At 61.2% G+C, this 22,320-nt stretch carries 24 protein-coding genes and 1 tRNA gene; 11 read left to right on the top strand and 14 right to left on the bottom strand.

What is annotated here, in order from left to right:
* Positions 1 to 2 precede the first annotated feature (2 nt).
* A complete protein-coding gene (locus tag J7I86_RS08780) occupies positions 3 to 536 on the bottom strand; it encodes a PadR family transcriptional regulator (protein WP_214819053.1) in 534 nt (177 codons plus the stop codon).
* Between the two features lie 329 nt (positions 537 to 865).
* On the opposite strand from J7I86_RS08780, the gene J7I86_RS08775 reads away from it, so the two are divergent.
* Entirely contained in the window at positions 866 to 1,210 is a 345-nt protein-coding gene (locus tag J7I86_RS08775) for a PadR family transcriptional regulator (protein ID WP_214819052.1), read from the top strand.
* Positions 1,207 to 1,734: a hypothetical protein gene (locus tag J7I86_RS08770; RefSeq protein WP_214819051.1), complete on the top strand. Its 528-nt coding sequence runs from the start codon at positions 1,207 to 1,209 to the stop codon at positions 1,732 to 1,734. The genes J7I86_RS08775 and J7I86_RS08770 overlap by 4 nt, the downstream gene beginning before the upstream one ends.
* 53 nt (positions 1,735 to 1,787) lie before the next feature.
* Here the strand turns inward: J7I86_RS08770 and arr are convergent, their stop codons facing one another.
* From arr to J7I86_RS08755, 3 genes are all read right to left on the bottom strand, one after another.
* The gene (gene arr, locus J7I86_RS08765; RefSeq protein WP_214819050.1) at positions 1,788 to 2,198 is read right to left on the bottom strand and encodes an NAD(+)--rifampin ADP-ribosyltransferase; all 411 of its coding nucleotides are present in this window, start codon (positions 2,196 to 2,198) and stop codon (positions 1,788 to 1,790) included.
* 107 nt (positions 2,199 to 2,305) lie between these two features.
* Complete coding sequence (locus J7I86_RS08760) at positions 2,306 to 3,112, bottom strand: alpha/beta fold hydrolase (protein WP_214819049.1); 807 nt, start codon at positions 3,110 to 3,112, stop codon at positions 2,306 to 2,308.
* A gap of 392 nt (positions 3,113 to 3,504) precedes the next feature.
* On the bottom strand, positions 3,505 to 3,981 hold the full coding sequence (locus J7I86_RS08755; protein ID WP_286179488.1) for a hypothetical protein: 477 nt from the start codon (positions 3,979 to 3,981) through the stop codon (positions 3,505 to 3,507).
* Positions 3,982 to 4,187: 206 nt separating this feature from the next.
* Between J7I86_RS08755 and J7I86_RS08750 the strand changes: the two genes are divergently transcribed.
* From J7I86_RS08750 to J7I86_RS08725, 6 genes are all read left to right on the top strand, one after another.
* Complete coding sequence (locus J7I86_RS08750; RefSeq protein ID WP_286179487.1) at positions 4,188 to 4,796, top strand: TasA family protein; 609 nt, start codon at positions 4,188 to 4,190, stop codon at positions 4,794 to 4,796.
* A 174-nt stretch (positions 4,797 to 4,970) separates the two neighbouring features.
* Positions 4,971 to 5,675, top strand: coding sequence for a signal peptidase I (locus tag J7I86_RS08745; protein ID WP_214819048.1), 705 nt, complete (start codon positions 4,971 to 4,973; stop codon positions 5,673 to 5,675).
* Positions 5,659 to 6,069 (top strand): Hpt domain-containing protein, encoded by a 411-nt coding sequence (locus J7I86_RS08740; protein ID WP_214819047.1) that lies wholly within the window; start codon positions 5,659 to 5,661, stop codon positions 6,067 to 6,069. Before J7I86_RS08745 ends, J7I86_RS08740 begins: the two co-directional genes overlap by 17 nt.
* 40 nt (positions 6,070 to 6,109) lie before the next feature.
* Positions 6,110 to 6,628, top strand: coding sequence for a hypothetical protein (locus J7I86_RS08735; RefSeq protein WP_214819046.1), 519 nt, complete (start codon positions 6,110 to 6,112; stop codon positions 6,626 to 6,628).
* Between the two features lie 197 nt (positions 6,629 to 6,825).
* The gene (locus J7I86_RS08730) at positions 6,826 to 6,984 is read left to right on the top strand and encodes a hypothetical protein (protein WP_214819045.1); all 159 of its coding nucleotides are present in this window, start codon (positions 6,826 to 6,828) and stop codon (positions 6,982 to 6,984) included.
* 451 nt (positions 6,985 to 7,435) lie between these two features.
* On the top strand, positions 7,436 to 8,359 hold the full coding sequence (locus J7I86_RS08725; protein ID WP_214819044.1) for a ketopantoate reductase family protein: 924 nt from the start codon (positions 7,436 to 7,438) through the stop codon (positions 8,357 to 8,359).
* A gap of 270 nt (positions 8,360 to 8,629) precedes the next feature.
* Here J7I86_RS08725 and J7I86_RS08720 read toward each other — a convergent pair.
* From J7I86_RS08720 to galU, 5 genes are all read right to left on the bottom strand, one after another.
* Positions 8,630 to 8,702 (bottom strand) — tRNA-Ala (locus J7I86_RS08720).
* 37 nt (positions 8,703 to 8,739) lie between these two features.
* Positions 8,740 to 9,540 carry an SDR family oxidoreductase gene (locus J7I86_RS08715; RefSeq protein ID WP_214819043.1) on the bottom strand — a complete coding sequence of 267 codons (801 nt, stop codon included), beginning with the start codon at positions 9,538 to 9,540 and terminating at the stop codon, positions 8,740 to 8,742.
* Positions 9,541 to 9,546: 6 nt separating this feature from the next.
* A complete protein-coding gene (locus J7I86_RS08710; RefSeq protein WP_214819617.1) occupies positions 9,547 to 10,437 on the bottom strand; it encodes a hypothetical protein in 891 nt (296 codons plus the stop codon).
* Between the two features lie 145 nt (positions 10,438 to 10,582).
* Entirely contained in the window at positions 10,583 to 11,194 is a 612-nt protein-coding gene (locus J7I86_RS08705) for a GNAT family N-acetyltransferase (RefSeq protein ID WP_214819615.1), read from the bottom strand.
* Positions 11,195 to 11,206: 12 nt separating this feature from the next.
* Positions 11,207 to 12,139 carry a UTP--glucose-1-phosphate uridylyltransferase GalU gene (galU, locus tag J7I86_RS08700; protein ID WP_214819042.1) on the bottom strand — a complete coding sequence of 311 codons (933 nt, stop codon included), beginning with the start codon at positions 12,137 to 12,139 and terminating at the stop codon, positions 11,207 to 11,209.
* 102 nt (positions 12,140 to 12,241) lie between these two features.
* Between galU and J7I86_RS08695 the strand changes: the two genes are divergently transcribed.
* The 3 genes from J7I86_RS08695 to cpaB all read left to right on the top strand — a co-directional run bounded on the left by J7I86_RS08695 (position 12,242) and on the right by cpaB (position 14,149).
* Positions 12,242 to 12,856 (top strand): 5-formyltetrahydrofolate cyclo-ligase, encoded by a 615-nt coding sequence (locus J7I86_RS08695; protein WP_214819041.1) that lies wholly within the window; start codon positions 12,242 to 12,244, stop codon positions 12,854 to 12,856.
* Positions 12,857 to 13,011: 155 nt separating this feature from the next.
* Positions 13,012 to 13,275 carry an FmdB family zinc ribbon protein gene (locus tag J7I86_RS08690; protein ID WP_214819040.1) on the top strand — a complete coding sequence of 88 codons (264 nt, stop codon included), beginning with the start codon at positions 13,012 to 13,014 and terminating at the stop codon, positions 13,273 to 13,275.
* A 277-nt stretch (positions 13,276 to 13,552) separates the two neighbouring features.
* Complete coding sequence (gene cpaB / locus J7I86_RS08685) at positions 13,553 to 14,149, top strand: Flp pilus assembly protein CpaB (protein WP_286179486.1); 597 nt, start codon at positions 13,553 to 13,555, stop codon at positions 14,147 to 14,149.
* A gap of 26 nt (positions 14,150 to 14,175) precedes the next feature.
* Here cpaB and J7I86_RS08680 read toward each other — a convergent pair whose 3' ends face one another.
* The 5 genes from J7I86_RS08680 to J7I86_RS08660 form a co-directional block, all read right to left on the bottom strand.
* Entirely contained in the window at positions 14,176 to 18,327 is a 4,152-nt protein-coding gene (locus J7I86_RS08680) for a DUF4011 domain-containing protein (protein ID WP_214819038.1), read from the bottom strand.
* Between the two features lie 163 nt (positions 18,328 to 18,490).
* Positions 18,491 to 20,080: a glutamine-hydrolyzing GMP synthase gene (gene guaA, locus J7I86_RS08675; RefSeq protein WP_017200327.1), complete on the bottom strand. Its 1,590-nt coding sequence runs from the start codon at positions 20,078 to 20,080 to the stop codon at positions 18,491 to 18,493.
* 105 nt (positions 20,081 to 20,185) lie between these two features.
* Positions 20,186 to 20,686, bottom strand: coding sequence for a DUF3817 domain-containing protein (locus J7I86_RS08670; protein ID WP_017200326.1), 501 nt, complete (start codon positions 20,684 to 20,686; stop codon positions 20,186 to 20,188).
* Positions 20,683 to 21,555 (bottom strand): SURF1 family protein, encoded by an 873-nt coding sequence (locus tag J7I86_RS08665; protein ID WP_214819037.1) that lies wholly within the window; start codon positions 21,553 to 21,555, stop codon positions 20,683 to 20,685. Before J7I86_RS08665 ends, J7I86_RS08670 begins: the two co-directional genes overlap by 4 nt.
* 264 nt (positions 21,556 to 21,819) lie before the next feature.
* On the bottom strand, positions 21,820 to 22,308 hold the full coding sequence (locus J7I86_RS08660) for a PTS sugar transporter subunit IIA (RefSeq protein ID WP_214819036.1): 489 nt from the start codon (positions 22,306 to 22,308) through the stop codon (positions 21,820 to 21,822).
* Positions 22,309 to 22,320: the final 12 nt, after the last annotated feature.

Genomic DNA, 22,320 nt, shown 5'->3' with positions numbered 1-22,320 from the left:
CTTCAGTCCCGGGCGAGGATCGAATACAGCCGGCGACGAGCCTCTTCCAGCACCGTCACAGCCTCCTGAACCTGCTTTGGAGTTCCGGTGCGACCCACTTGGGCCGCGGCCTGGGCAAGCTCCACTCCTGCCTTGGGCAGTGCGGCGAAACCTGATGTCCCCGTGGATTCCCAAGGCGCTGCCGTTTCGGCGCTTGCCACGTCCTCGCGGCCCGCCTCGGTGAGGGAGTAAATTTTGCGGCCATTGGATTCCTCAGTACTGACGAAACCCTCATCTGCCAGCAGTTGAAGAGTTGGGTATACCGAGCCGGCGCTTGGCTTCCAGCTTCCACCGCTTCGCTCTTCGATTTCACGGATGATCTGATAGCCGTGCATGGGGCGCTCGGCCAGGAGAGCCAGAATGGCTGCCCTCAACTCACCCCGGCCCGCTCGGGTGCCGGAGCGCTTCTCAAACCGAGACCGAAACTCCTCCACGGCCTGCCACATGCCGTCCAAGTTGTTTCCCATAAATCCGTTTGCAGGGAATGAATTATGCATCAAGCTCACCTCGGTATGTCGCGAACGATACTGAACGATAGTTAACGATATACATGGTTCGCGCCCGAAACAATGGTCGGTTTGCGCAGGGCCGGACAGCATTTCTGGTGATGCCGTCCGGCCCCTGCCGCGGACCCTGGGGCAGCTCCGGCGAACGAGGGGGGTCATCAGCCGGTGCGTGGATCCGCTGGATCCAGTAATAGACCTACCGACCAGCTCGCGCACGAGTAGTTTGTACCCGACTTTTGTTGCGCCCGCGGCGTGCACTACCTGTCCGATACTTCCGGGCGTGGCTTGTGAACTGCCACTATTAATGTTTCAGTAATACTATGTCCAGAATTCAGGCCCAGCAGGACGCTCAAATGGTTCGTTCTGTCCTGCCTCTACTGACCCTCACCTTGATCGCGGAGGAGGAATCCTACGGGTATCAATTGGTTGAGCGGCTTGCCAAGATGGGGCTGGATGTCACAACCGGACTGGTCTACCCGGTTCTCAGCAGGCTTGAACGAGACGGCTGGGTCAGCACCCGGATGGTTTCATCACCCACCGGACCACCGCGAAAGTATTTCGCCCTGACAGCGGCAGGTGAAACAGCAAAAGAAACCGCCCGGGAGCAGTGGCGGCTCGTAGCCTCTGCCGTCCGGAACGCTACCGAAAGAGACTCCAAGCCATGAACAACGTAGAAGCGGCAGTATCTCCCCGCCGGTCACTCAAGGACCGGTTACAAACCGACATGTACCTCACCCGGCTCGACTGGCGCCTCGAAGCAGTACTTACAGGTAAGGAACGTCGGGCGACGGTCAAGGAATTACGGCAGGCAATAGCCAGTGACCCTCGGGATACAACATCAAGCCTTCGAGACCTCGGGTCGCCCAGGACGCTGGCCCGGCAGTACGGCGTCGACGAGAACCTCCGGCCGCTATGGTCCATGGGCGTCATCACCGCCGGTTTGGCACTGCTCCTGTACTGGGCGCTGTTCCTGGCGTTCAGCTTCGGCATGGTGGCCGCCGTCGATTCGAACGCACCCATGGAGGCCAATGCGACATTCCTGTTCGTCGACGTCACTGCGTTTTCTTCGGCCGACTCCGTCGGGTTGGGATGGACGAGCAGCTGGGCGTGGCTCACAGTCCCTGCCGTCATCGGCATCGTCGCGTTTCTACTGGGTGCTCGAAGCTGGCGGATCATCACGTCCCGATAATCCGGTGAATATTAGGGAGCCTCGTTCAAAAATGATGCTCAGGAAACGCCTCCTTAGTTGATGATTTCTCCGCGTTCGTCCGCGAAGATGGCGGCTAGTCGTGCCCGCCACTCCTGCAGCGCCTCCGGAGTCAGTCGAGTCCAGTCGGTCACTTCACCGATGACTTTGAGCGGGTCGCTGCTGCGAAACGACCGGGTGGGGTTGCCAGGAAATTTCTTGTCCGTCACGTTCGGGTCGTCCTCGAAGTCGCCGGTTGGCTCAACGAGGTAGACGCGCGGTTCGCGATCGCCGGCCGCGAGCTCGGCAGCCAACCCCGCACCGTCCCGAAGAGCTGTGAAGTAGATGTGGTTCATCACCACTTCAGGACGGTAGTTCGACCTGAAGCCTGGGCTCAGGAGATCACCCTCCCGGAGGTTGGCTTTCGTTCCGTGATAGAAGGGACCTTCATCCAGCGCTTTACTCACGGCTACAGACTACTTGCAGGCTCAGGGAACACAGTCGGACCCCGAGCTCTTCTATCAGTTCCCGCAGTCGCTCTAGCCCCCACGCCACATCTCACTGACGGCAAGCGTCACACTCGACCGTGGAGGAGCTTCTCGTAGAACGCAGTGATGAGCGCTGCGAGATCGGCGGGCGCCTTCTGGTTGGCCGTGTGACCCTGCTTCCTGAGGACGACTTTCTCCGCCTGCGGCAAGGCGAGCTGAAGCTCATCGATCCTCTCCCCCAGGTGCTTGGGACTACGCTCTCCGGAAACCAGAAGGACCGGGACGCCGATGGTGCCGTAAGCAGGAAGACGGATGCCGAGGTCGTGGATAGCCTTCGTGTCGAAGATCTGGCCCGGTACCAGCTCCCGGTACTTACGGATGATCCCGACCAGGGCCCCGCCCGCCCAAGCGACCCACGCTGGTGTCCGGACAATGTCACGGGCGAAGATTCTCATTGCTGCGCCCGGTTTCCCTGCGCGGAACGCCGCAGTGGCCTTGGCGAGAGGCCCATCCCACGGCTCGCCGTGCACGGTCACCGGAGGCTCATACAAAACAGCGCCGATGAACGACGCTGGCGACACCACCAACGCCTCAAGTGCCGCGACCCCTCCGGACGAGTGACCCACGACCAGCACAGGCACACCGACGGCCGTCACGAGCGCAACGATGTCCTCTGCTTCCTTGGACATCGGGAAACCGTCGGGGTTGTCCAGATCGAGTCGGTACTGCCGGCGGTGAACTCGCAGGACTCTGAACCGTGAAGCGAGCCGTGAAGAGACCTTTGCCCACGAGGAACCATCGTCGGAGCCAGGACCCACGACCAGGATGACAGGGCCTTGCCCTTCATCATGAGCGATGACGCTTACCCCGTCACCGGACCGTGCTGTGAACATAGCGCCTCCCTAGCCCCGCTAAGGCTAACTTAACGATGCTGGCTCGGATCCGCATGCTCCGATTGGGGGGTCCCGAATCTGGAGAGCGGTCCCTGCCGAAGCACGCCGCCACGCGTCGCCCTGACGGTACCGTCAGCCCAAGACCGTCAGCCCCAGCAACGGAAAGAAGACCCCTCGATTCAGAGACGTACTAGACTCCCGGCCATGCAGATCCAGACCGTGCCCGGCGTCGACGGAGTCCAGCTCATCGCTCAGGTGTGCGGAGGTAACGCCTTGTGCTCATCGCTCAGGTCGGAATAGACCGGGCGCTCCGCTTCCTCCCATGCAGCACAGTTAACCAGTATTCAGCGCCGGGTGCCGAATCGGTCTCTCACCGCCGCAGGCGGCATGGTTCAGCTACGGGTAACCTTCCAAGGTTTGATGTAGACCCACATAGCGCCTGTTCCGGCCGTCACCAAGACAGGAAGCCACAGGAGGAACGCGCCGGCTCCCGTACTGACGCCCACAAACGCGATCCACCAGCAAAGTACCGCGGTGAAGCTCATGAGGATCAGCACGGACTTGCTCTGCGCTCTCAGAGTGGTTCTTCCGTTCAAAGTCGGCGTGCCAAGGTGGCGGGTGTGCGTGCGTCGACGTGCCTTCCCTGCGACCACAACTCCGGTGGCCACTAGCGCTGGGACGGTCAAGAAGATCGCACCAGCTGGGCTGTTCACGATTCCAAGGACCGCGATACACCAGCCAAGCGCAGCCGTGAACACGGCGAGGATCAGCAGGTTTGAGCGCATCGAACTCCGGGCTGATGTCAGTGGTCCACTATGACTGCTCACGGCCGCTCCCAGATGCAAATCCTTGCCTACCGTTGTTCCCATGAGAGCACTTTCCGCAAGCTTTGAGGAGAGCCAAAACCGGGATTTTGCCGGTGCGGGAGTCTTGAGGCTTTCCTGAGCGACTGTTGACTGAACACAGGATTTGTTCTTGATCCGTGCCCGGCACAGTAGTTCTTGTCAGCCAGAGAGGCTGGAAAAATGAACGGCCGGCCGGACCCGCGGTGGCCTCCCGAAAGGACCATACTCAGATGGCCATCAGCCTCAAAACCGCCTCCGGCAAGATCCTCGCTTCCGTCGCACTGGTCGGTACCGCAGCCGCCGTCGCCGGCATGGGCACCTACGGCGCGTTCACTTCCTCCACCTCAGCCTCTCAGGCCGTCACCGCAGGCACCGTCACCATCGCCCTGGGCGCCCCCGGACCGGCCAACACCCTCAACGTCCCGGTAGCTGGCTTGCTGCCCGGCGACAAAGTCGAAAAACTCATCACCCTGGCCAACACCGGCAACTCGGACCTGAACAACGTCACCCTCACCGCCTCCGCCGGCGCCACCGGATCGCTGCTCACCACGGACGTGACGAACGGTCTGCAGCTGACCATCGAGAACTGCTCCGTGGCCTGGACCGGTGCCACCGCACCCTACAGCTGCACCGGCACCAAGACCACGGTCTTGGCCTCCGGCCCCGTGATCGCAGCGAACAAGGCCCTGAGCAACCTGGCCTCCCTCACCTCGGCCAAAACCGACAACCTCAAAATCACCACAGCGTTGCCGGCCGCCGCGAACAATGACTTCCAAGGCGCCACCTCCACCGTAGGGTTCTCCTTCACCGGCACCCAACGCACCGAAACCACCAAGTAAGCACCATCCGAAACCCGTGAGGGGTTCACCGATAGGCCCCGGGGGCCGGCCTGTTTGCCCTTCAGGCCGGTCCTCGGCCATTTCCTGAGCAAGTCTTGAGGCCATCCCACACTCTGCCTTGAGCCGGGCCGGACAGACTGAAGTCACAACGAACACTTGAAAGGAACGCCGGGAATGAGCGCACTGAGCACCATCACCACTCCCGCAGTCCACGGCCGGCGTTCCACCGTAAAATCCGCTCAGGCGACCGAGACCGCCGTCGTGAAGCAGCCCGAAGCGGCCACCGCAACGGCAACCGGCACACAACCGGGCGCCTTCCGCCGGGTTGCCGGCAAAGTGGTCAAGGGCATCGGCGTGGGCATGCTGGTCCTGGCCGCCGTGGTGTTCCTGCTCCTGGCGATCGGTCCCCGCATCCTCGGCTACCAGACCTCCACCATGCTCACCGGATCCATGGCGCCCCTGATCAACCCCGGTGACGTCGTCGTGACCGTCCCCACCCCCATCACCGACGTCAAGGTAGGCGACATCATCACCTACCACATCCCGGTCGAAGACCAGCGGGTGGAAACCCACCGCATCACCGAAATCACCACCACCGCCGACGGCGGCATCGCCGTCCAAACCAAAGGCGACGCCAACAACGGCATCGACCCTTGGATCGCCACCCTCCAAGGCAAAACCGTGGACAAGCAGATCGCCACCATCCCGCACGTGGGCAACGCCATCCGCACCCTCCGCGAACCCATCGTCATGAACACCCTCATGTACGGCGCACCCGCCATCCTGGTCATCGGAATGCTCGCCTCCATCTGGACCAAAAACCCCAACAAGACCACGCCGGAAGACACCGCGGGAGCCGGGGATGAAACCGCCGCGTAACCCCGCCGCAGGCGACTGGGACTTACGCCGAATCCAATCCCTTGCCGACGAGCTCGGGAACCCGAAACCGGCACTGCGGTTCCTCACCAAGTACCTCGCCATGCTCCCTCAAAGGGTGGAACGGATCGTCCACGCCGTAGATGATCATGACGCGGAAGAGACGACCACCGCTGTGCTCAGCCTGAAGATCAGCTCCGCCATGGTGGGCGCCTTGGAAACAGAGCACCAATGCCGGGCTATCGAATCAATGATCCGAGAAGACCACTTCGACGACGCCACCCAAGCACTCCCGGCCCTGCAGCAAACAACGGACCGCTGCGTGGCGTCACGGGCCGAACTCATCAACGCAGCCCACACCAGCCTGACCCGCGGTGACCGGTACTACCGTTCTTGAGCAGTCCTTGAGTGTTCACCGAGGTGATTCCTGAGAACGGTTGGGCAGACTTGGAGAAGAACACCACGCTACGGGAACGGGAACAACGCACATGCAGGGCAAGGGCATCATCTGGCAGGTACCGGCCATCATCCTCGCCGCCGTACTCCTGCTGATGGGTGTCCAGATCTCACCCGCGTACGCCAGGTTCAATGACACCGAGACAGGCGCCATGGCCATCACCGCCGCCCGTATCCCCGCACCAGCAGCCAACACCGTCGCCGTGACGAAGAGCTGTGATTCCTTTCTCTGGTTCGGCCAAGCCAAAATCAGCGTTGGTGCTTTCACTGCTGTCGCCTATGCCAACTACCACGAGCTGAAAATCATCGACCCCGACGGCGTCGTGCAATTCACCGGCGACCTGAGTAAAACCGCGGGAAAGTCCTACAGCTCCGGCGTCCAAAATGTGAGCAACCTGTCCGGCGCCTGGACCTACCAGATCCGCGGCTACTACAAAGTCCCCAACTCCACGAACTCCTGGACCGGGCCACCTCTCACCGGCACCCTGAATTGCCCCTAGCGACAGCGGTGGTTTTGGGCAAAGGGTATAGTCCGTCGCATTGGCCATGGTCCTCGCAGTGGCGTCAGACCTATGGCGATCCCCGAGGCGCAAAGTAAAGGCTCCGCCAAGCCCGCAGGGACTCTGACAACACGCTTGAGCCGGGCACCGCCGGTGGTTTGCATCGCATTGAGGCTCAACCACTATTGGGGGTAGCAATGAATTTAAGTCCAGCCTTCGGAATCATAGGGATCCTATACGCCTTCTTCGTGATCGCCGTGGCCGTCCTGGCTGTGTACGCCTTGGTCTTGTCGATCATCTTCTTGCGGCTGAGGATCGCCGAGTTGAAGAGGGCTGCACAGGCCGGGGACAGCTGACTCCGCGCCTCGAAGCAGCCGGAAGAACTTTCTCCGTATAGGGCGTTTTCAGGCAGCGGCTTCTGGAGCGAATGGCGGCCTGTCCCCCGGGTCAACGCGTCGAGCGCTGCCAACCGATTGTGACGAGGAGCAAACCGCAGGTACTCAGGAGCGCAGGTGGAAAACCGATCGTCCGGCTTGATTAGCTGCAAGTGCTATGCAAGCATCGGCGTGGCTTCGAAGTAGCCTGTTTTCTGTCGAGGCCACGTCCTTTCTCGTTCAAACGATAGGCGACCCATGCTCCAGTTTCCGAGCAAACATCAACCTGGATACCAAGGCTTCTCAATCAAATCCATCTCAGACGAAACCATCGGGGAAGGCGGACAACGCGCCCCCTTCGGCGCCAGCAATGATGACAAGCTGAGGCTGGATCTACTGAAATCCATTCCAACCACCGTGAGAGTTTGAGACTGTGAACATCCTCGTTTATGGCGCCGGAGCCATGGGTTTGTACTTCTCAGCACGCCTGGCACAGGCCGGCCACAGCGTAGTACTGAAAGCCCGGGCATCCACCCAGGACACCAAGCTGCATCTGTTCAAAGCAGGTCGAACGGAAACCATATCCGGGGTAAGCGTCGTTTCTGAGGCAGACCCGCAGGACGTCGACGTTGTACTGATTGCCACAAAAGCCTGGCAGGTCGAGGATGCCCTCCTCGATCTTCAGGGCAAGATCAATAAAGGGACCCCGCTGGTCACACTGCAAAACGGTATAGAGGCCCCCGAGGTCGCCCGCCGCATCTTCCCTGCCTCTCCGGTCATCGCCACAACATGCGTTGTCATAGTCAAGCGCACCGCCCCGCTGACCGTTGAGCTGATCGGTGGTGAAGCCACCCTCAGCGCTGGGCTCGTTGATGAGATTGGTGCAGACACCGGCATCGCGGAGCGGGTGGTGGATGCCATCAACGCAAGCCCCGTGACGGCGACTCTTGCCCTGGATGTGCAGCGCGCGCTCTGGAAGAAGATCGCCCTTATCGCCTCTTACGGCGGCGTAGGTGCCGTCTCAGGTGCCCCCGTCGGGGTGACCCGCGCGCATCCCGAGACTCGCTCGATGGTCCGTGATGGCATCGTTGAGGTCGCATCAGTAGCCCGGGCTTGCGGCGTGACCTTCACTAGCGAAGACGTAGAGGAGGTCTTCTCGGTCTATGCAAACGTCTTCGACCCTTTGACCACGTCATCAATGCAGCGCGACCTGGCTTCAGGTTTGCCGTCAGAGCTGGCAGATCAAAATGGAGCGATTGTTGCCCGGGCTGCACAAGTAGGGGTGGCAACTCCAACCCATTCGTTCATCCTGCGCTCACAGCTGGCTCGGGAGCGGGAAGCAAGGCTTGACTCATGAGTCAGGCTCCCACAGTACGGCGCATGGCTGTCCCGATCCTGATAGGGGTCGGCGTCGGGAATTTCTTGGCTGCCTTTGATGCATGGGCGTCCACGCCGGTGTTCATTGGTATGCGGCTGATGCAAGGGGACTGGCCAGACTCGAGCAGGTCATGAACTAGGCATGAGTGATACCGGGCCTGTCCCCGACTCTCCGCGACGGTCATCCAATTCATGTGCGGCACACACTAAGCCCTACCGTTGTAGGGCTTAGTGTCTATATTTACCTTTGTGGAGCTAAGGAGATTCGAACTCCTGACCTCTTCGATGCGAACGAAGCGCTCTACCAACTGAGCTATAGCCCCTGGACCGAATTTCAACTGCCCGGCCAGTGTCCCTAGGCTACAAACTTTCCCCGCGCTTTTCCAACCAGTACACGAACGTTTCCTTGCCGTACGGCTGCTCCGCAGTCAGGTTGAGTCCAGCGCGAAGAAAGTCACCCATCGGCCCGGGAAAAGGCAGCTGAATGATTTTTCCCCGCGCGCCCGTGGTTGACTTCCAAGACTCCGCCATCTGCCTCATGGTCAGGGCCTGCGGCCCCGATATTGTCAGCATTCGATGTTTGTCTGGCTCCAAGTCATCCAAAGCTGCTTGAAGCAATGCCGCTGCAACGTCCACAGGCGAAATCGACTGAAAGCTGACGCCTCTGAACGTCGGGACCAGCCGCACCTTGGCACCAGCGGCGAAGACCATGGCAACCAAGCCGTGGAACTGCGTCGCCCGGACCACCACTGTCTGCAAAGAAGACTCGGCGTACTTCCGTTCCTTGGCAGCTTTGGAGGCGTAGTACGCCGACGAGCTCAGGTCACAGTTGATGATGGACAGTGCCACGGCTCTGGGAACACCGGCCAGGCGCGCGGCGGTAAGTAGCCTGCCGCCGCCGTCGGCGAACTGCTTTTGGGCTTTACCAAACTGCCCCTCAAGGCAATCAATAACGACGTCGGCGCCCGCCACCGCGGCCGACAAGCCGTCTCCGGTGGTGACGTCGCCCGCAAAGTACGTGGCGCCGTCGTCATGCTTCTTCGAGCCGACGGGCGGTACATGGCGGCTTAGGACCGAAACCTTGTGACCAGATGCCACTGCGAGCCGGACAACTTCACGGCCTACCTGGCCCGTGCCACCGGCAACGCAGATCGTTGTCATAGATTCTTAGGCGCGGCGACGTTGCAGGACATCGTCCAAATTGCTTAGGGCGCTGTGGCCCTTTGCGGCTGCCACTATGGCGGCTGCCGCCTCAACCTGCTCAACGTTTTGTTTCAGCACAGGCTTGCCAACGGGCTTTGGGGCCTCGGGCAAATCCAAGGGCTCAGGAGCTGGACGCGGCGCCTTGGCAGCAGCTACGTAAGTAGGCTTGGGAACCTCCACAGGCTGCCAGCTGGCACCCTTGGAGTCGTTGGCCACCTGAGCGGATTTATCTCCCGCGGCAACAGCAACAGCAAGCGCTGCCTCCCGCAATTCCACGGCAGACAACCGCGCAGCTTCACGGCTAGTGGCTTCAGCGTCGAAAACCGTGGTTTCCTTCGATTCGGCCACCGGCTCCTTGGGCAAATAACGCGCAGGCGTGGGAATGGGAGAGGCCTGAGCCGCACGGCGTTCCCGTCGTTCACGGAGGTCCCGAAGGGCGAGCTTCCGCAAGGTCACGACGGCGAGCACCGCGCCAATAAATGACACCAGCGGCAACCACACTGACCCGATTCCGAGAAATCTTAGAATCCCGGAGACCGCGGCCGTGACCAACAAGGCAAGGCCCGCCAAAGCCAGCGTGAGCCGGGCGTAACGGATAGTGAACGGCGTAGGGGGTGCCTTCCGAAGCAAGGGCTCCGCCGCTGGGGAGTCCTGGGGCGACGCCGGTGCTTTGCTGTGCATGGTCTCCATTGGTTTCTCCTGCTGAGGTGCCAAAGTCAGTACCACCCCTGCCTGCGTTTCGTCTGGTTCGTCATCAAAAGCCTCTGCTGGAACAGCGGCCGTTTGGACTTGTTGACGCCTGTTCCGCAGAACATAGGGCGCCACCCAGACCATCCACAGCGCGACAGTGACCACGAGTATCACTGAGCTGCTGAGAGGGAAGTCCACATTCAAAACCGTAGAAGCAAATTGCCGGGTGCGGCGGCATTGCGGCCGGTGTGTCGTGGGCGAGTCCGCAAATGACTGGAGATATGAGCGAAAAGGCCGATGACCTGCCCGTTTATCCTCTGAGCCACCGGCGCAGGAGTCCCTCCGGCACTTCCTCGGCCGTCAAGGCAAAGGAGCGGTGGTCAGCCCATTCGCCATTGATGTGCAGGTACCGTTCCCGATAACCCTCATCACGGAAGCCAAGCTTCTCCACAACCCTCAAACTCGGAGAGTTCTCCGGACGGATGTTGATTTCCATACGGTGCAAACCCAGCACCCGGAAGCAGTGGTCGGTTGCCATTGCAACCGCCGTTGGAGCAATGCCGCGCCCGGCACGGTCTTTATCAACCCAATAGCCAAGGGTGGCCATCATGGCCGACCCCCACACGATGGACGAGACCGTCAACTGGCCGACGATCTGCGGTTCGCGGAAGCCGGCGGTTCTCTCAACTATGAGAAACGGCAAAGCAGTTGACTGGCGGGCCTGCTCATTTAAGGAGCCCACCATTTGGCGGTAGCTGGGCAGGCGTCCACCCGGAGCCGGGTTGGACGCCTCCCAAGGCGTCAGCCACTCGCTGTTCCGCGAACGGACTTCGGACCATTTCCGCTTGTCACGGTATCGGATGGGCCGAAGCAGCAAGTCTCCGCTTTCCAGCGTTACCGGCCAGATCGCAGAGCCGTGCATCATGAATTTTGTCTATTTGGGAAGCGTGGCTGTGAAGTTGGGCAGCCACTCACGGAGCTCAGGACCGAGGTCTTCGCGTTCGCAAGCAAGCTCGATGCACGCCTTGAGGTAGCTGAGCTTGTCACCGGTGTCGTAACGGCGGCCGCGGAAGACAACGCCGTAGACGCCGTAGCCTTCACCTTCGCCGGCAGCGAGCACCTCAAGGGCGTCCGTCAGCTGGATTTCTCCACCGCGCCCGGGAGCCGTCTTCTCCAGGACGTCGAACACGGCCGGGTGCAGCACGTAACGTCCGATCACGGCGAGGTTTGACGGCGCTTCTTCCGGAGAAGGCTTTTCGACGAGCTGCTTGATGCGCACGTAGCCATCCTCGCCGTTGTCCTCAACATCGGCGCAACCATATGCGCTGATCTTGGACGGCTCTACCTCGATGAGGGCAACAACAGAACCGCCGGTCTTCTGCTGAACGGCAATCATCTCGCTCAGCAGGTCTTCGCGAGCATCGATCAGGTCATCGCCAAGCAGTACGGCGAAGGGCTCGTACCCAACGTGCTGCTTTGCACGAAGGACGGCGTGGCCGAGGCCGTTCGGGTCACCTTGGCGGACGTAGTGAATATCACCGAGGTTAGTGGCGGACTGAATGGCCTCAAGCTTGGCGGTGTCGCCCTTCTCAGCCAAGGTGGCTTCGAGAGCCGGCACGCGGTCAAAATGGTCTTCCAGTGCTCGCTTGCTGCGCCCTGTAATCATCAGGACGTCATGCAGGCCCACCTTGACTGCTTCTTCGACGACATACTGGATGGCAGGCTTGTCCACCACGGGCAGCATTTCCTTCGGCATCGCCTTCGTGGCGGGAAGGAACCGGGTGCCAAGGCCTGCTGCGGGAATGACGGCCTTACGGACAGCGTTGTTTTCTAGAGTCACCGGACTAATGTAACGGACGGAACACATCAACGGCTAAACCCCTCGCCGCGTCGGTAGGACATTTGGTTTTCAGAGTGGATAACACCTGCTGCTCAACCCCGCGCGCGACGACCACACGATCGGACGCAGATGGCATCGAAGGAAGACATTCGCAGCAGTCGACGGCTGCACAGGCGGACCCTCAGTCCGGAACGCCTGGCCCGCGCAGGAGAGTCGCTTGCACAGCACGGCACCGCCTGGGCGGCAAAGGTCTCCCCCGGCCCTTTCGCAACCTTTGCCGTGTACCTGGGCGTGGCTTTCGAGCCGCCCACCATCCCCTTGATCACATCACTGCACGAGGCTGGGCACCGGGTGCTGTTACCCGTCTGTGAGCCGGGCCGGCTCTTGAGCTGGGTGTATTGGAGACCCGAAACGGCCTTTGTCCGGTCCTCCTACGCGCCCATAGACGAGCCGGAGGGTGAACGCATGGAAAGCTCGGTAATAGCCGGTACCGCGGGGATCTTCATGCCCGCGACGGCGGTGGACCGGGATGGCAACCGGATCGGCCAAGGTGGCGGCTATTACGACCGCCTCCTCCAGGGCCTGGACGCTTCCGGCGGTCGGCCGCCCACTATCGCAGTGGTGTTCGACGACGATTTGTTACCTTCGGGCTCCATTCCCGCCGAGGCCTTCGATCGCCCCGTGCGTCAGGTGCTGACACCTTCGGGAGTCGTTCAGCTCCATGACGGTGCCGAGCAGGGCTGACTGTGGCTGGCCGGCCAAGTGAGGTCCGGCACGAACGCTGGTACATCCCGCGGCGACCGATGATAGAATTGGCACTCAGGCCCTGCGACTGCTAAGGCGGAATTTTTCCGCCGTTGCTGCACAGGACCTGAACTTTGTCCTAAAGGAGGAACTCAGTGCCCACATACGCATACGCCTGCAAAGACTGTAACCATGCCTTTGACATCGTCCAGTCATTCTCTGACAGCTCCCTGACGGAGTGCCCCGAATGCAAGGGCGCTCTTCGGAAGAAGTTCAACAGCGTAGGCGTCGTTTTCAAGGGCTCCGGCTTCTACCGGACTGATTCCCGCGATACCAAAGGCAGTGCCGTTTCGGCGGCGCCGGCTGCTTCTTCACCGGCACCTGCAGCAGCACCGGCAACCGCAGCGGCAAGCAGCTAACCGGTTTTCCACATAAGGCAACCGGGCGCTTATTGTGGCCTGGAAAGCTGGCTAACGTGGCGGCATGCCACAAATGTCACGCAGCGCCTTCCTCGAACGCTCTGAACGCTCATCGCGGGCCGCCGGTAATTGGCCACCGCTAAGCCTTACGCCCTCACTCCTACCGCATTCCCGCGCCCGCACCGGTTCTCGGTTCAGCCGCAATCGTCCAGGAGTTCGTTCCAGTCAGCGAGGGCAGCGCCCAGGTTTCGGCTCCTGGATTGCACGCAACCGCCGCTTGGCAGTAGCGCTCCTGTTATGCGTGGCTGCCGGCCTCGCCGTCCAGCATCTCACCCCTGCGTCGGAGCAGCGTGTAAGCATCCTTGTGGCAGCCCGGGACCTCCCAACGGGGACCAGCCTTACTGCAACTGATTTCACAAGTATTGAGGTGCCACCCAACCTCGCCGTCAGCGGAGCTTCGGACAGCGTCGGCGCCCTTGTTGGCCGCCAGCTCGCATCCCCTCTCGGCAGAGGGCAAATACCTTCGGAGTCGAGCCTGCTTGGCCCAGGCCTTCTGACAGGAGCGCCCGTGGGCTCAGCAGCGGTCCCCCTCCGGATGGCCGATCCCTCATCCATCCAACTCCTCTCCCCCGGCCAACTGGTCACAGTAATCCTCACAGCAGCCGGGTCCTACGACGAAGCAAGGCAAAGCCAAATCCTTGCGGGCCCCGTACCCGTCCTCTGGACCTCAGCCCAGGGCGGCAAGCCCGGTGAATGGCTGGGGACAGGCGACACTGACGGCCTGGTGGTGGTAGCTGCCGATCCTCAACAAGCAGAAAAGCTTGCCGGCGCATCAACGCAAGGCAAGCTTTTCTTTGTCTTAGTCAGTCCGTAATGGGCTGCTCAGTGATCCCTGGCCGCTCAGCCCCAGTGTGGGGGCTTCTGTTCCTTCAGCCACTGCTCATGATCGTAATTGGACTCATCGCCCCAGCGCCGGGGATCATCCTCGGCGGCCTTCGTGGGAAGAATCCCGGTGGACCCGGTCTTGGCTGCCGCGGACTTCGGATCCCCAGCCTCCTCCGTAGAACCGGTGCTCTTCTCGCCGGATTCCTCAGTAGCGCTATCCTCGCCTGTTTCCTGATCCATCAGTGGTGCTTCTTTCGGATTCTCTGCCTCATGAACGTCGCGTTGGGGTTCTTCAACCTCAGCATGGTCAACGGAATCTCCGGCCAACAAGGGCTGGTCATTTCCCGAATTCAATTCTTCCGCATGTGCGTGAAGGAAACCACTGTGGGCCGAGGCCGACTGGGCGATGTGATTCTCAAGACCAAGATAAGAGCCAATCCGGTCCGCGCAGGACGAAGGATCAGTGAAGACCTCGATCGTCCAGAGCGACATGTAACGCCAGCCCATGCGCTCCAGCAGTTGCGGCCGCAACCGGCTCCGTTCACGGACGCTCATCCGCCGGTACCGTTCGGTGCCATCGGACTCGATGGCGACTGGGGTGGGGATTTCAGCACCCTCACGGCCGATGGTGTGTACCGGGTCAGCCGCCGCCGCGATATCCAGCACGCCATCGTAAAGATGCCATACCCGGGCTCCACGGGCGCGCAAGCGTTCGCCAAGATCGGCCACCAACGGATCTTCACCCAAAGCCTGCTCACTGGCTACAGCGCGGGAGGCCGGTGTTCCGAGATTACTGTTCCCGGAAAGCTCACGGTCCAGCAGTTCGTAGAAGTCCACTGCACCATGGGCCAGGCGATCAAGGTCAAGATCCTCGGGCCGGAAGCACGTCAGGACGTGCATGGAGCGTCGCGCACGTGTCATTGCCAGGGCGAAACGGTTACGCCCGCCCTCGGTGGACAGCGGACCGAAAGAATGGAGCGCACGGCCATGCGGTGTGCGGCCATACCCCAGCGAGAAGATTACGTGGTCACGCACCAGACCTTGGGCACGCTCAAGGTCAACCACGCGGAAGGATTCAGGGCCTGCTCCAAAGAAAGTCGACAACAGGGGGTGGTTGGGCAACTGGAGCCTGATGGCCTCGCCAATCCTGGCAGCATGGCGCAAGCTTGCGGTAACTACGGCCAAGGATGTACGGGGCCGGAGCCTGGCGTGTTCGAAGACAAGATCCACCACACGGTTGACCTCTGCAGTGACGGACTCGACGCCCTCGTGATCAGCCCCGGGCAACCCGGTGCCATCCGGAATGTACTCCACGTGAATGGAGCGGTCCAAGCCTGTGACCGAGTTACCGTCGGGCAAACGACGTAGGCCACCGTCATAGTAATTCTTGCTCAACTGGAGGATCAGGTCCTCGTCCACCGCACGGTAGACCCAGTTCAGCTGCCAGGTGGGAAGGACCCTGGCCAATGCCTTGAACGCACTGTCCACGTTCTCATGGCTGGCCACTCCGGCAACCGGCGGCTCCACGGCGACGCTAAACGTGCGCGCGTGGGCAATCTTGGCATCACCGAAGGCAACCACCTGGCGCGCTCTCGCGATTGCCGGGAGAACGGCCTGCAGCGACGTGGATTCGGCGTCGATGATCACCACGGCGTCGAATTTCTGCTCTGCAGGGAGAACCCCGGTGAGCAAGTAAGGACTGACGGACCATACCGGCACCAGCAGGGGCACCAGATCCGGGGCCTGAGCGCTCAGGGCGGGCAGTGTCACCCGGCCATCCTTCAACAGGGCACGGAGCAGCTCAGCCTGTCTGGGGTGCTCAAGGAGACCCTGACGCCATTTCTGGGCCAGCTGCCAGCGGAGGCGGGCGGCGCCACTGGCAATGTGTGCTTGGTCGGCAAGGCGGTACTCCGCTTCGAGGCGGCGCAACGAATCACCGTCAGACATGGCGAGGTAATCATCACCGCTGATCATGGCTTCCAAAGCGGACTGCCACCAGGCCAGATCCAGTTCGGCGGCAACAGACGAAGCCGGGACTTCCCGGGCAGCAAGATCCGCCAGCAGCTCACCGAGTCCATGCTCGCGCATTTCCTCAATGAGGAGCGTCCGCTCAGGAAGCGTCTCCAACGTGGCTGTGTCTGCAACAAGCCGCTCCAACCGTTCCATGAGGTGCGGATACGGTGTCCCGTGCAGCGAGCCACCATCAGAGGTGTGCTTGAGCGCATCACCAAGGCGGCGCAGCTCGCCATCGAGTTCCCGGTAGAGTGCACCGAGGTCGGCAAGGCCGGAAGGAACAGCCGGGTGCCGCTGGGTTGTTGCATAGCCTGCCCATAGAGCACGCTGCTCCTGGACCAGCACCAAGGAGCTGTGAAGGTCCGCAATGTGAACGCCCGGCCGCACATATTCCTTAGCCACCCTGCGCAGGCGGGAGCGCTGCATGGAGGGCATCTCAAGATTGCGTTCACGGCGCCAGGCAGAACTGGCAGTGGCTGAGATGAGATCGTGCACCGGCCGGTCAAAGATGTCCGGAGTGAACTTATCCAAGCTCTCACGTACGGCGATCAGCAGTTCCAGCTGGGCGCCCCACTCAGTGAAAGTTTCGCCCAAGCGAATCTCTGCGTGATCGGAAACCTGCTTCATGCGATCCCGCAGGACCGGGAGTTTCTCCTCGGCCAAGCGCGCAAGCTGCTGTGCTTCCTCGGTTTCCTTCCGGGTTACCAGACGGGCACCATACCAAGGGCTGGAGGTGGAGGCCCTGCTGAAACTGCCTAGCTCAGCAGCCCGGCGCAGCCGGCCAGCGAGCTCTTCACGGTCCTTGATGTTGTCCAGAACGCTTCGCTTCAAGCGCACCGTAGTAGACGGTGCCGGGTGTATGGACGTCAATTCAGCAAGTGACTGCATTGCCTGATAGGGCGAGCAACCCCAGCGCTCACGGACGTTATGCAGCGAGGCGACGTGGTCCATCAAGGCATGACGGTGGCCCGTAAGCGTCTGGTGAAGGTTGCCCAGCTGGGGTTCAAGCGCTTTCTCATTGCGCATGATGGCCCTGACCAGCTGGCCCTTGAGTTGCTGAGGCGTGGTTCCGTTGCCAGGCCGGAAGAGCATCGACTCGAGGCCCAGCGATTCAAGGTGGCCGGAAAGTCCTGCAAGGCTGGCTTGCCTGTCTCCCACCACCAGCACGGACTTGCCTTCGCTGACCAATGCACCGATGGCGTTGATGGCGGTTTGCGTCTGGCCGCTACCTGGCGGGGTGCTGACAACAAGTGAGTCCCCGGCTCGAACGGCGTCCACAACATACTGCTGATCCGTATCAGCATCGAGCAAAAGAAGTTCGTCTGCAGGATCCCGAAGGTCCAGGCTGGGGAACCGGCCGGCCTTGATCGGCTCCGGCTCAATGTCTCCGCCGTTGGCGGCAGTGGAGAGGGCCGCAACCGTGGGGTTGTTCATGTTGATCCATGGATCATCAAGGTTGCCCGAGAGGTCAGCCAGCGTAGTGACCAGCAGGTTGAACTCCACCTCGGCACCATGAATCGGCTGAATCAGCGTGGACAAACGGTCCAGGACCGGCTGGGGATCAAGCCGGGCTGTGTTGTAGGCCATGCGCGCCACAGCGTTGACGTCAAAGACGATGCCATGAACTGTCTTCAGATGGCGCACCAATGCCGGGTTCATTCTCGCTTGCTCGGTGAGCTGGAGTTCAAAGTCATCTTCGCCCGGCCGGACCGTCAGGACGATGGACGTGAGCATCACGGGTGCGGAAACACGCTGGGGCTTGCCACCTACGGCAGAGGTCCACACCACGGTACCCGCAGACAAGTACCCGGCCTCTATGCCGCGGTCGTTGCTGAGCTCGAAGATCTTGGACCGGATGTTTCGAGCCGCCCTGGCGGCCACCAAGTACTGTTGACGATCCCTGATGAGCGTGGACAGACGTGTTCGTCGGCCCGCGAGCAACTGCGCCAGTCCTGAAGGGTGGGCGTTGCTGAGATCGATGGCGCCTTCCGGCGTCTTCACGAAGCGCAGCATGGTGTCCGCCCCGGTGACGGGCTTGAGACCAGACAGCCATTTGCGGAGCTCTTCGGAGCCCTCTTCCTGGCCTTGACCTACTGACACGACTTCTGCCTTCTTTTCTGTACTTGCTTTAGACGCCTTGGACCATACCGGCATACTTTCGAGGGTAGCGGGAATCCTCGGACAGCTCGCATCGCAACGCTGTTCCACTGCGAAATTCGCCGTCATTTCACAGCTGTAAGCAAAATGTGGGACAAAGAAGCATCCCAGGTTCAAGCAAAATGGCCGGCCTCCCAGAGGAAGCCGGCCACTCAAAGTGCTATTCCCACTCGATGGTTCCCGGTGGCTTGCTGGTGACGTCCAGCACCACGCGGTTAACTCCATCCACCTCATTGGTGATCCTGTTGGAGATCCGGGCAAGCAGGTCGTACGGCAATCTCGACCAGTCCGCCGTCATGGCGTCTTCCGAAGACACCGGACGCAGCACAATGGGGTGGCCGTAGGTACGGCCGTCACCCTGGACGCCAACGCTGCGCACATCGGCCAGGAGGACTACCGGCATCTGCCAGACGTCGTTGTCCAAGCCTGCGGCCGTGAGCTCCGCACGCGCAATGGCATCAGCCTTGCGCAGCAGATCCAGGCGCTCCTTGGTCACTTCGCCCACGATGCGGATTCCCAAGCCGGGGCCCGGGAAAGGCTGACGGCCGACGATCTCCTGCGGCAGCCCAAGCTGAGCACCGACGGCGCGGACTTCGTCCTTGAACAAGGCCCGCAGCGGCTCGACGAGCTCGAACTGCAGATCCTCAGGAAGCCCGCCCACGTTGTGGTGGCTCTTGATGTTTGCAGCACCTTCGCCGCCGCCTGATTCGACGACGTCCGGGTACAGCGTGCCCTGGACGAGGAACTTGATCTTTTCACCCTCGGCAGCGGCCTGGGCGATGATGGCCCGTTCCGCTTCCTCGAAGGCACGGATGAATTCGCGGCCAATGATCTTGCGCTTCGTCTCAGGATCGCTGACGCCGGCCAATGCGGACTGAAAGCGTTCCTGCTCGTTGGCAACGTACAGGTTGACGCCGGTGGCCGCCACGAAGTCGCGTTCAACCTGTTCGGCTTCGCCTTCACGCAGGAGGCCGTGGTCAACGAATACACACGTGAGCTGGTCACCAACAGCGCGCTGGACCAAAGCCGCAGCTACGGCGGAATCGACGCCACCGGAGAGGCCACAGATGACCTTGGAGTCACCGATCTGTTGGCGGATCCGGTCCACCTGCTCTTCGAGGATGTTGCCCGTGGTCCAGTTGGGGCTCAACCCCGCGCCCTTGAACAGGAAGTTCTCCAGGACGTGCTGTCCAAGTACGGAGTGTTTCACTTCCGGGTGCCACTGCACACCGTAAAGGCGTTTCTCATCGTTGGCGAACGCAGCCACCGGGGCGCCGGCCGTAGTTGCCAGCACCTCGAAGCCCTCGGGGGCCTCGTGAACGGAGTCTCCGTGACTCATCCACGTGTTCTGGGACGACGGGACGCCGTCGAGGATTGAGCGTGCATCACCCACAAGAAGTGCTTCGGTGGCGCCGTACTCCCGCAAGCCGGTCTGGGCCACCTTGCCGCCCAGGGCATTCGCCATGGCCTGGAATCCGTAGCAGATTCCGAAAACGGGAACGCCGGCCTCGAAGAGGTCCGCACCCACGAACGGCGCGCCCTCCGCGTAAACGCTGGAGGGCCCTCCTGAGAGAATGATGGCTGCCGGGTTCTTGGCCAGAAGCTGCTCGGTGGTGAAGGTATGCGGAACAATCTCCGAATACACATTCGCTTCGCGGACGCGGCGGGCAATCAGCTGCGCGTACTGGGCACCGTAGTCAACAACCAGCACCGGCTTCTGGGAAGTTTGGGGTGCGGTGGGAGTAGTCACCAGACAAGACTACTTTGCCGGGCCGCCCCGGTGCACGTTGGAAAAGGCATCCAAGGCCCAAAACAGCCCCGCCGTTAGGGATCTCACACTTGGATGCGGTAGGTCCTAGTAGCGCTTGGACGCCTGCGGATTGGCTGCGAGTTCCGCTTCCACTTGCGCGTGGAATTTCTTCTCCACGATGAAAGACAGCAACGGGATGACGCCACCAAGCGCTAAGAGGACCATTTTGGAGAACGGCCAGCGCATCAGAGACCAGAGGCGGAAGTTCGAAACCAGGTAGACCACGTACATCCAGCCATGCACAATCAGCACCGAGGTGGAGATATTGAAGCCGCCAATGACGCCCTTGGGTTCGGACTCCGCAAAGCCGAAACCAAACGGCTGGCCCGTAACTGCATTCGTACCGCCGGCGAACAGTGAAACGCCGAAACCGTAGCGGGCGATCAGCTCGGCGCACAGCAGAAGAAGCATGGCGCCGGTGAGGTACGCCATGACCTTGTAGAACTTCAACGCCGAACGAATTTGTGCTTCTGTCCCGCCGAAGCGCCGCTTCTTGGGCTTGGGTCCGGACTGTTCGGGCTGGATAGCCGGTTTTGGCTCAATCATTGCTGCACCTTTTGTTCTGGCTCTGGGCTTGTAGGTTCTGTGGTTGCCTCGGGATGGCCGGCGTCGGTGGACTCGTCGTCGTCGAACTCGTCATCCTCGTACTCATCTTCTTCAAGGTCGCGCCGGTAATCGTCCTTCACCAGGCGCCACCAGATGAAGATCGAGAACCCGGCGAAGACAACCCATTCCACTGCGTAGAAGAGGTTCAGCCAGTTGACCTGCTCTGCAGGGGGCTGCGCCGGGATGTTGAGCGCCTGGACGTCGTTCCCGAGGGGAATCGTGACGCCGTCCGAAACTTCGGACGTCGCGGCGATGAAACCCTGGTAACTGGACACTTCCCACTTATTGATGAGTTCTGCGGTCGAAACTGCGGACGCGCGGCTTGGACCGGCGTCGACGTTTGGCACAGGCGCTTCGGAGGGGATGAGACGCCCAGTCACTGTGATGATGCCCGACGGCGGCGGGCCGGCTTGGGCGGCATCAGCCACCCAGCCGCGGGCTACCGGAATCCATGTCTCGGGTGAGGCACCTGCGCCGTTGAGCGTAGGAGCGTCGTTGACGGCAAGGGCAGAGACGATCCAGAAGCCCTTTTGGTTGTTGTAGAGGCGGCCCTCTACGAGGACCTGCTTCTGGGGATCGTAGGTTCCAGTGGCGGAGACCATCTGGTCCGAAACCGAACCGGGAAAGAACTTGCCCGGTTTGAGGACATCCACCAGGGGTTTTACTTCCTCGATGCTGGACGGCGCCGGGGGCTCGTGCTGGGAGGACCGGCTGAGCTGCCATTGGCTGAGCAGCACAAACACCCCGGACAACAGAAGCGCAAAGATCAGTCCTGCGATCCAGCGGGGTTTCAACGCGGTTTTCAACACCCCTTAACCGTACTTCGTCCGGTTGTAGAACAACGAAACGAGATCGGCAACTGCCCTGAACTTGGGTCAGTGGGCCTGCCCCTAGAGTGGGGCAGCAGGGTCCCTACGTGGCGACGAAGTCGACACGAAAGGGCCTGCCCCTAGAGTGGGGCAGCAGGGTCCCTACGTGGCGACGAAGTCGACACGAAAGGGCCTGCCCCTAGAGTGGGGCAGCAGGGTCCCTACGTGGCGACGAAGTCGACACGAAAGGGCCTGCCCCAATCTTTAATGGTCGAAAAACACCAGGCTGGAGTTGATGAGTTCGGAAATGACCTCGGGATCGTGCGCCCTGCGCAGGGATTCCCGGAATGACTCCTTTGAAAGGGATCGGGCCAACGTGGCCAGAACCTCGAGGTGGTCGGAGAAGGAACTGGCGGGCGTGGCGATCAGGAGGATCAGGGTTGCCGGACCATCGGTGGCTCCAAAGTCCAAGGCATGGCCAAATTTCGTCACGCCAACGGCAATGGAGATCCTGTCCACGAATTCGCTGCGGGCATGCGGTAGGCCGATCCCGCCCGGAAGACCGGTGGCAAGCTGGTGTTCCCGTGAATGCACTTGCTCCAGAAAGGCCTCGAGGTTGGAAATCCTGCCTGCTGCGTGGAGCCTGTGAGCCAGTTGTGCTGCGGCATCGATCTTGTCCCGGGCAACAAGTTCAAGGATGACCGTATCCGGGGTTGTCAGTTCTGCGTCGTACCGGTCAAGTGGTTCAGCCAAGTTAGGTTCCCT

This window comes from Arthrobacter sp. ISL-95, assembly GCF_018613695.1.
Classification (GTDB): domain Bacteria; phylum Actinomycetota; class Actinomycetes; order Actinomycetales; family Micrococcaceae; genus Arthrobacter.
Note: the sequence above shows the minus strand (reverse complement) of the source record. Positions and strands in the feature narration are given on the sequence as shown.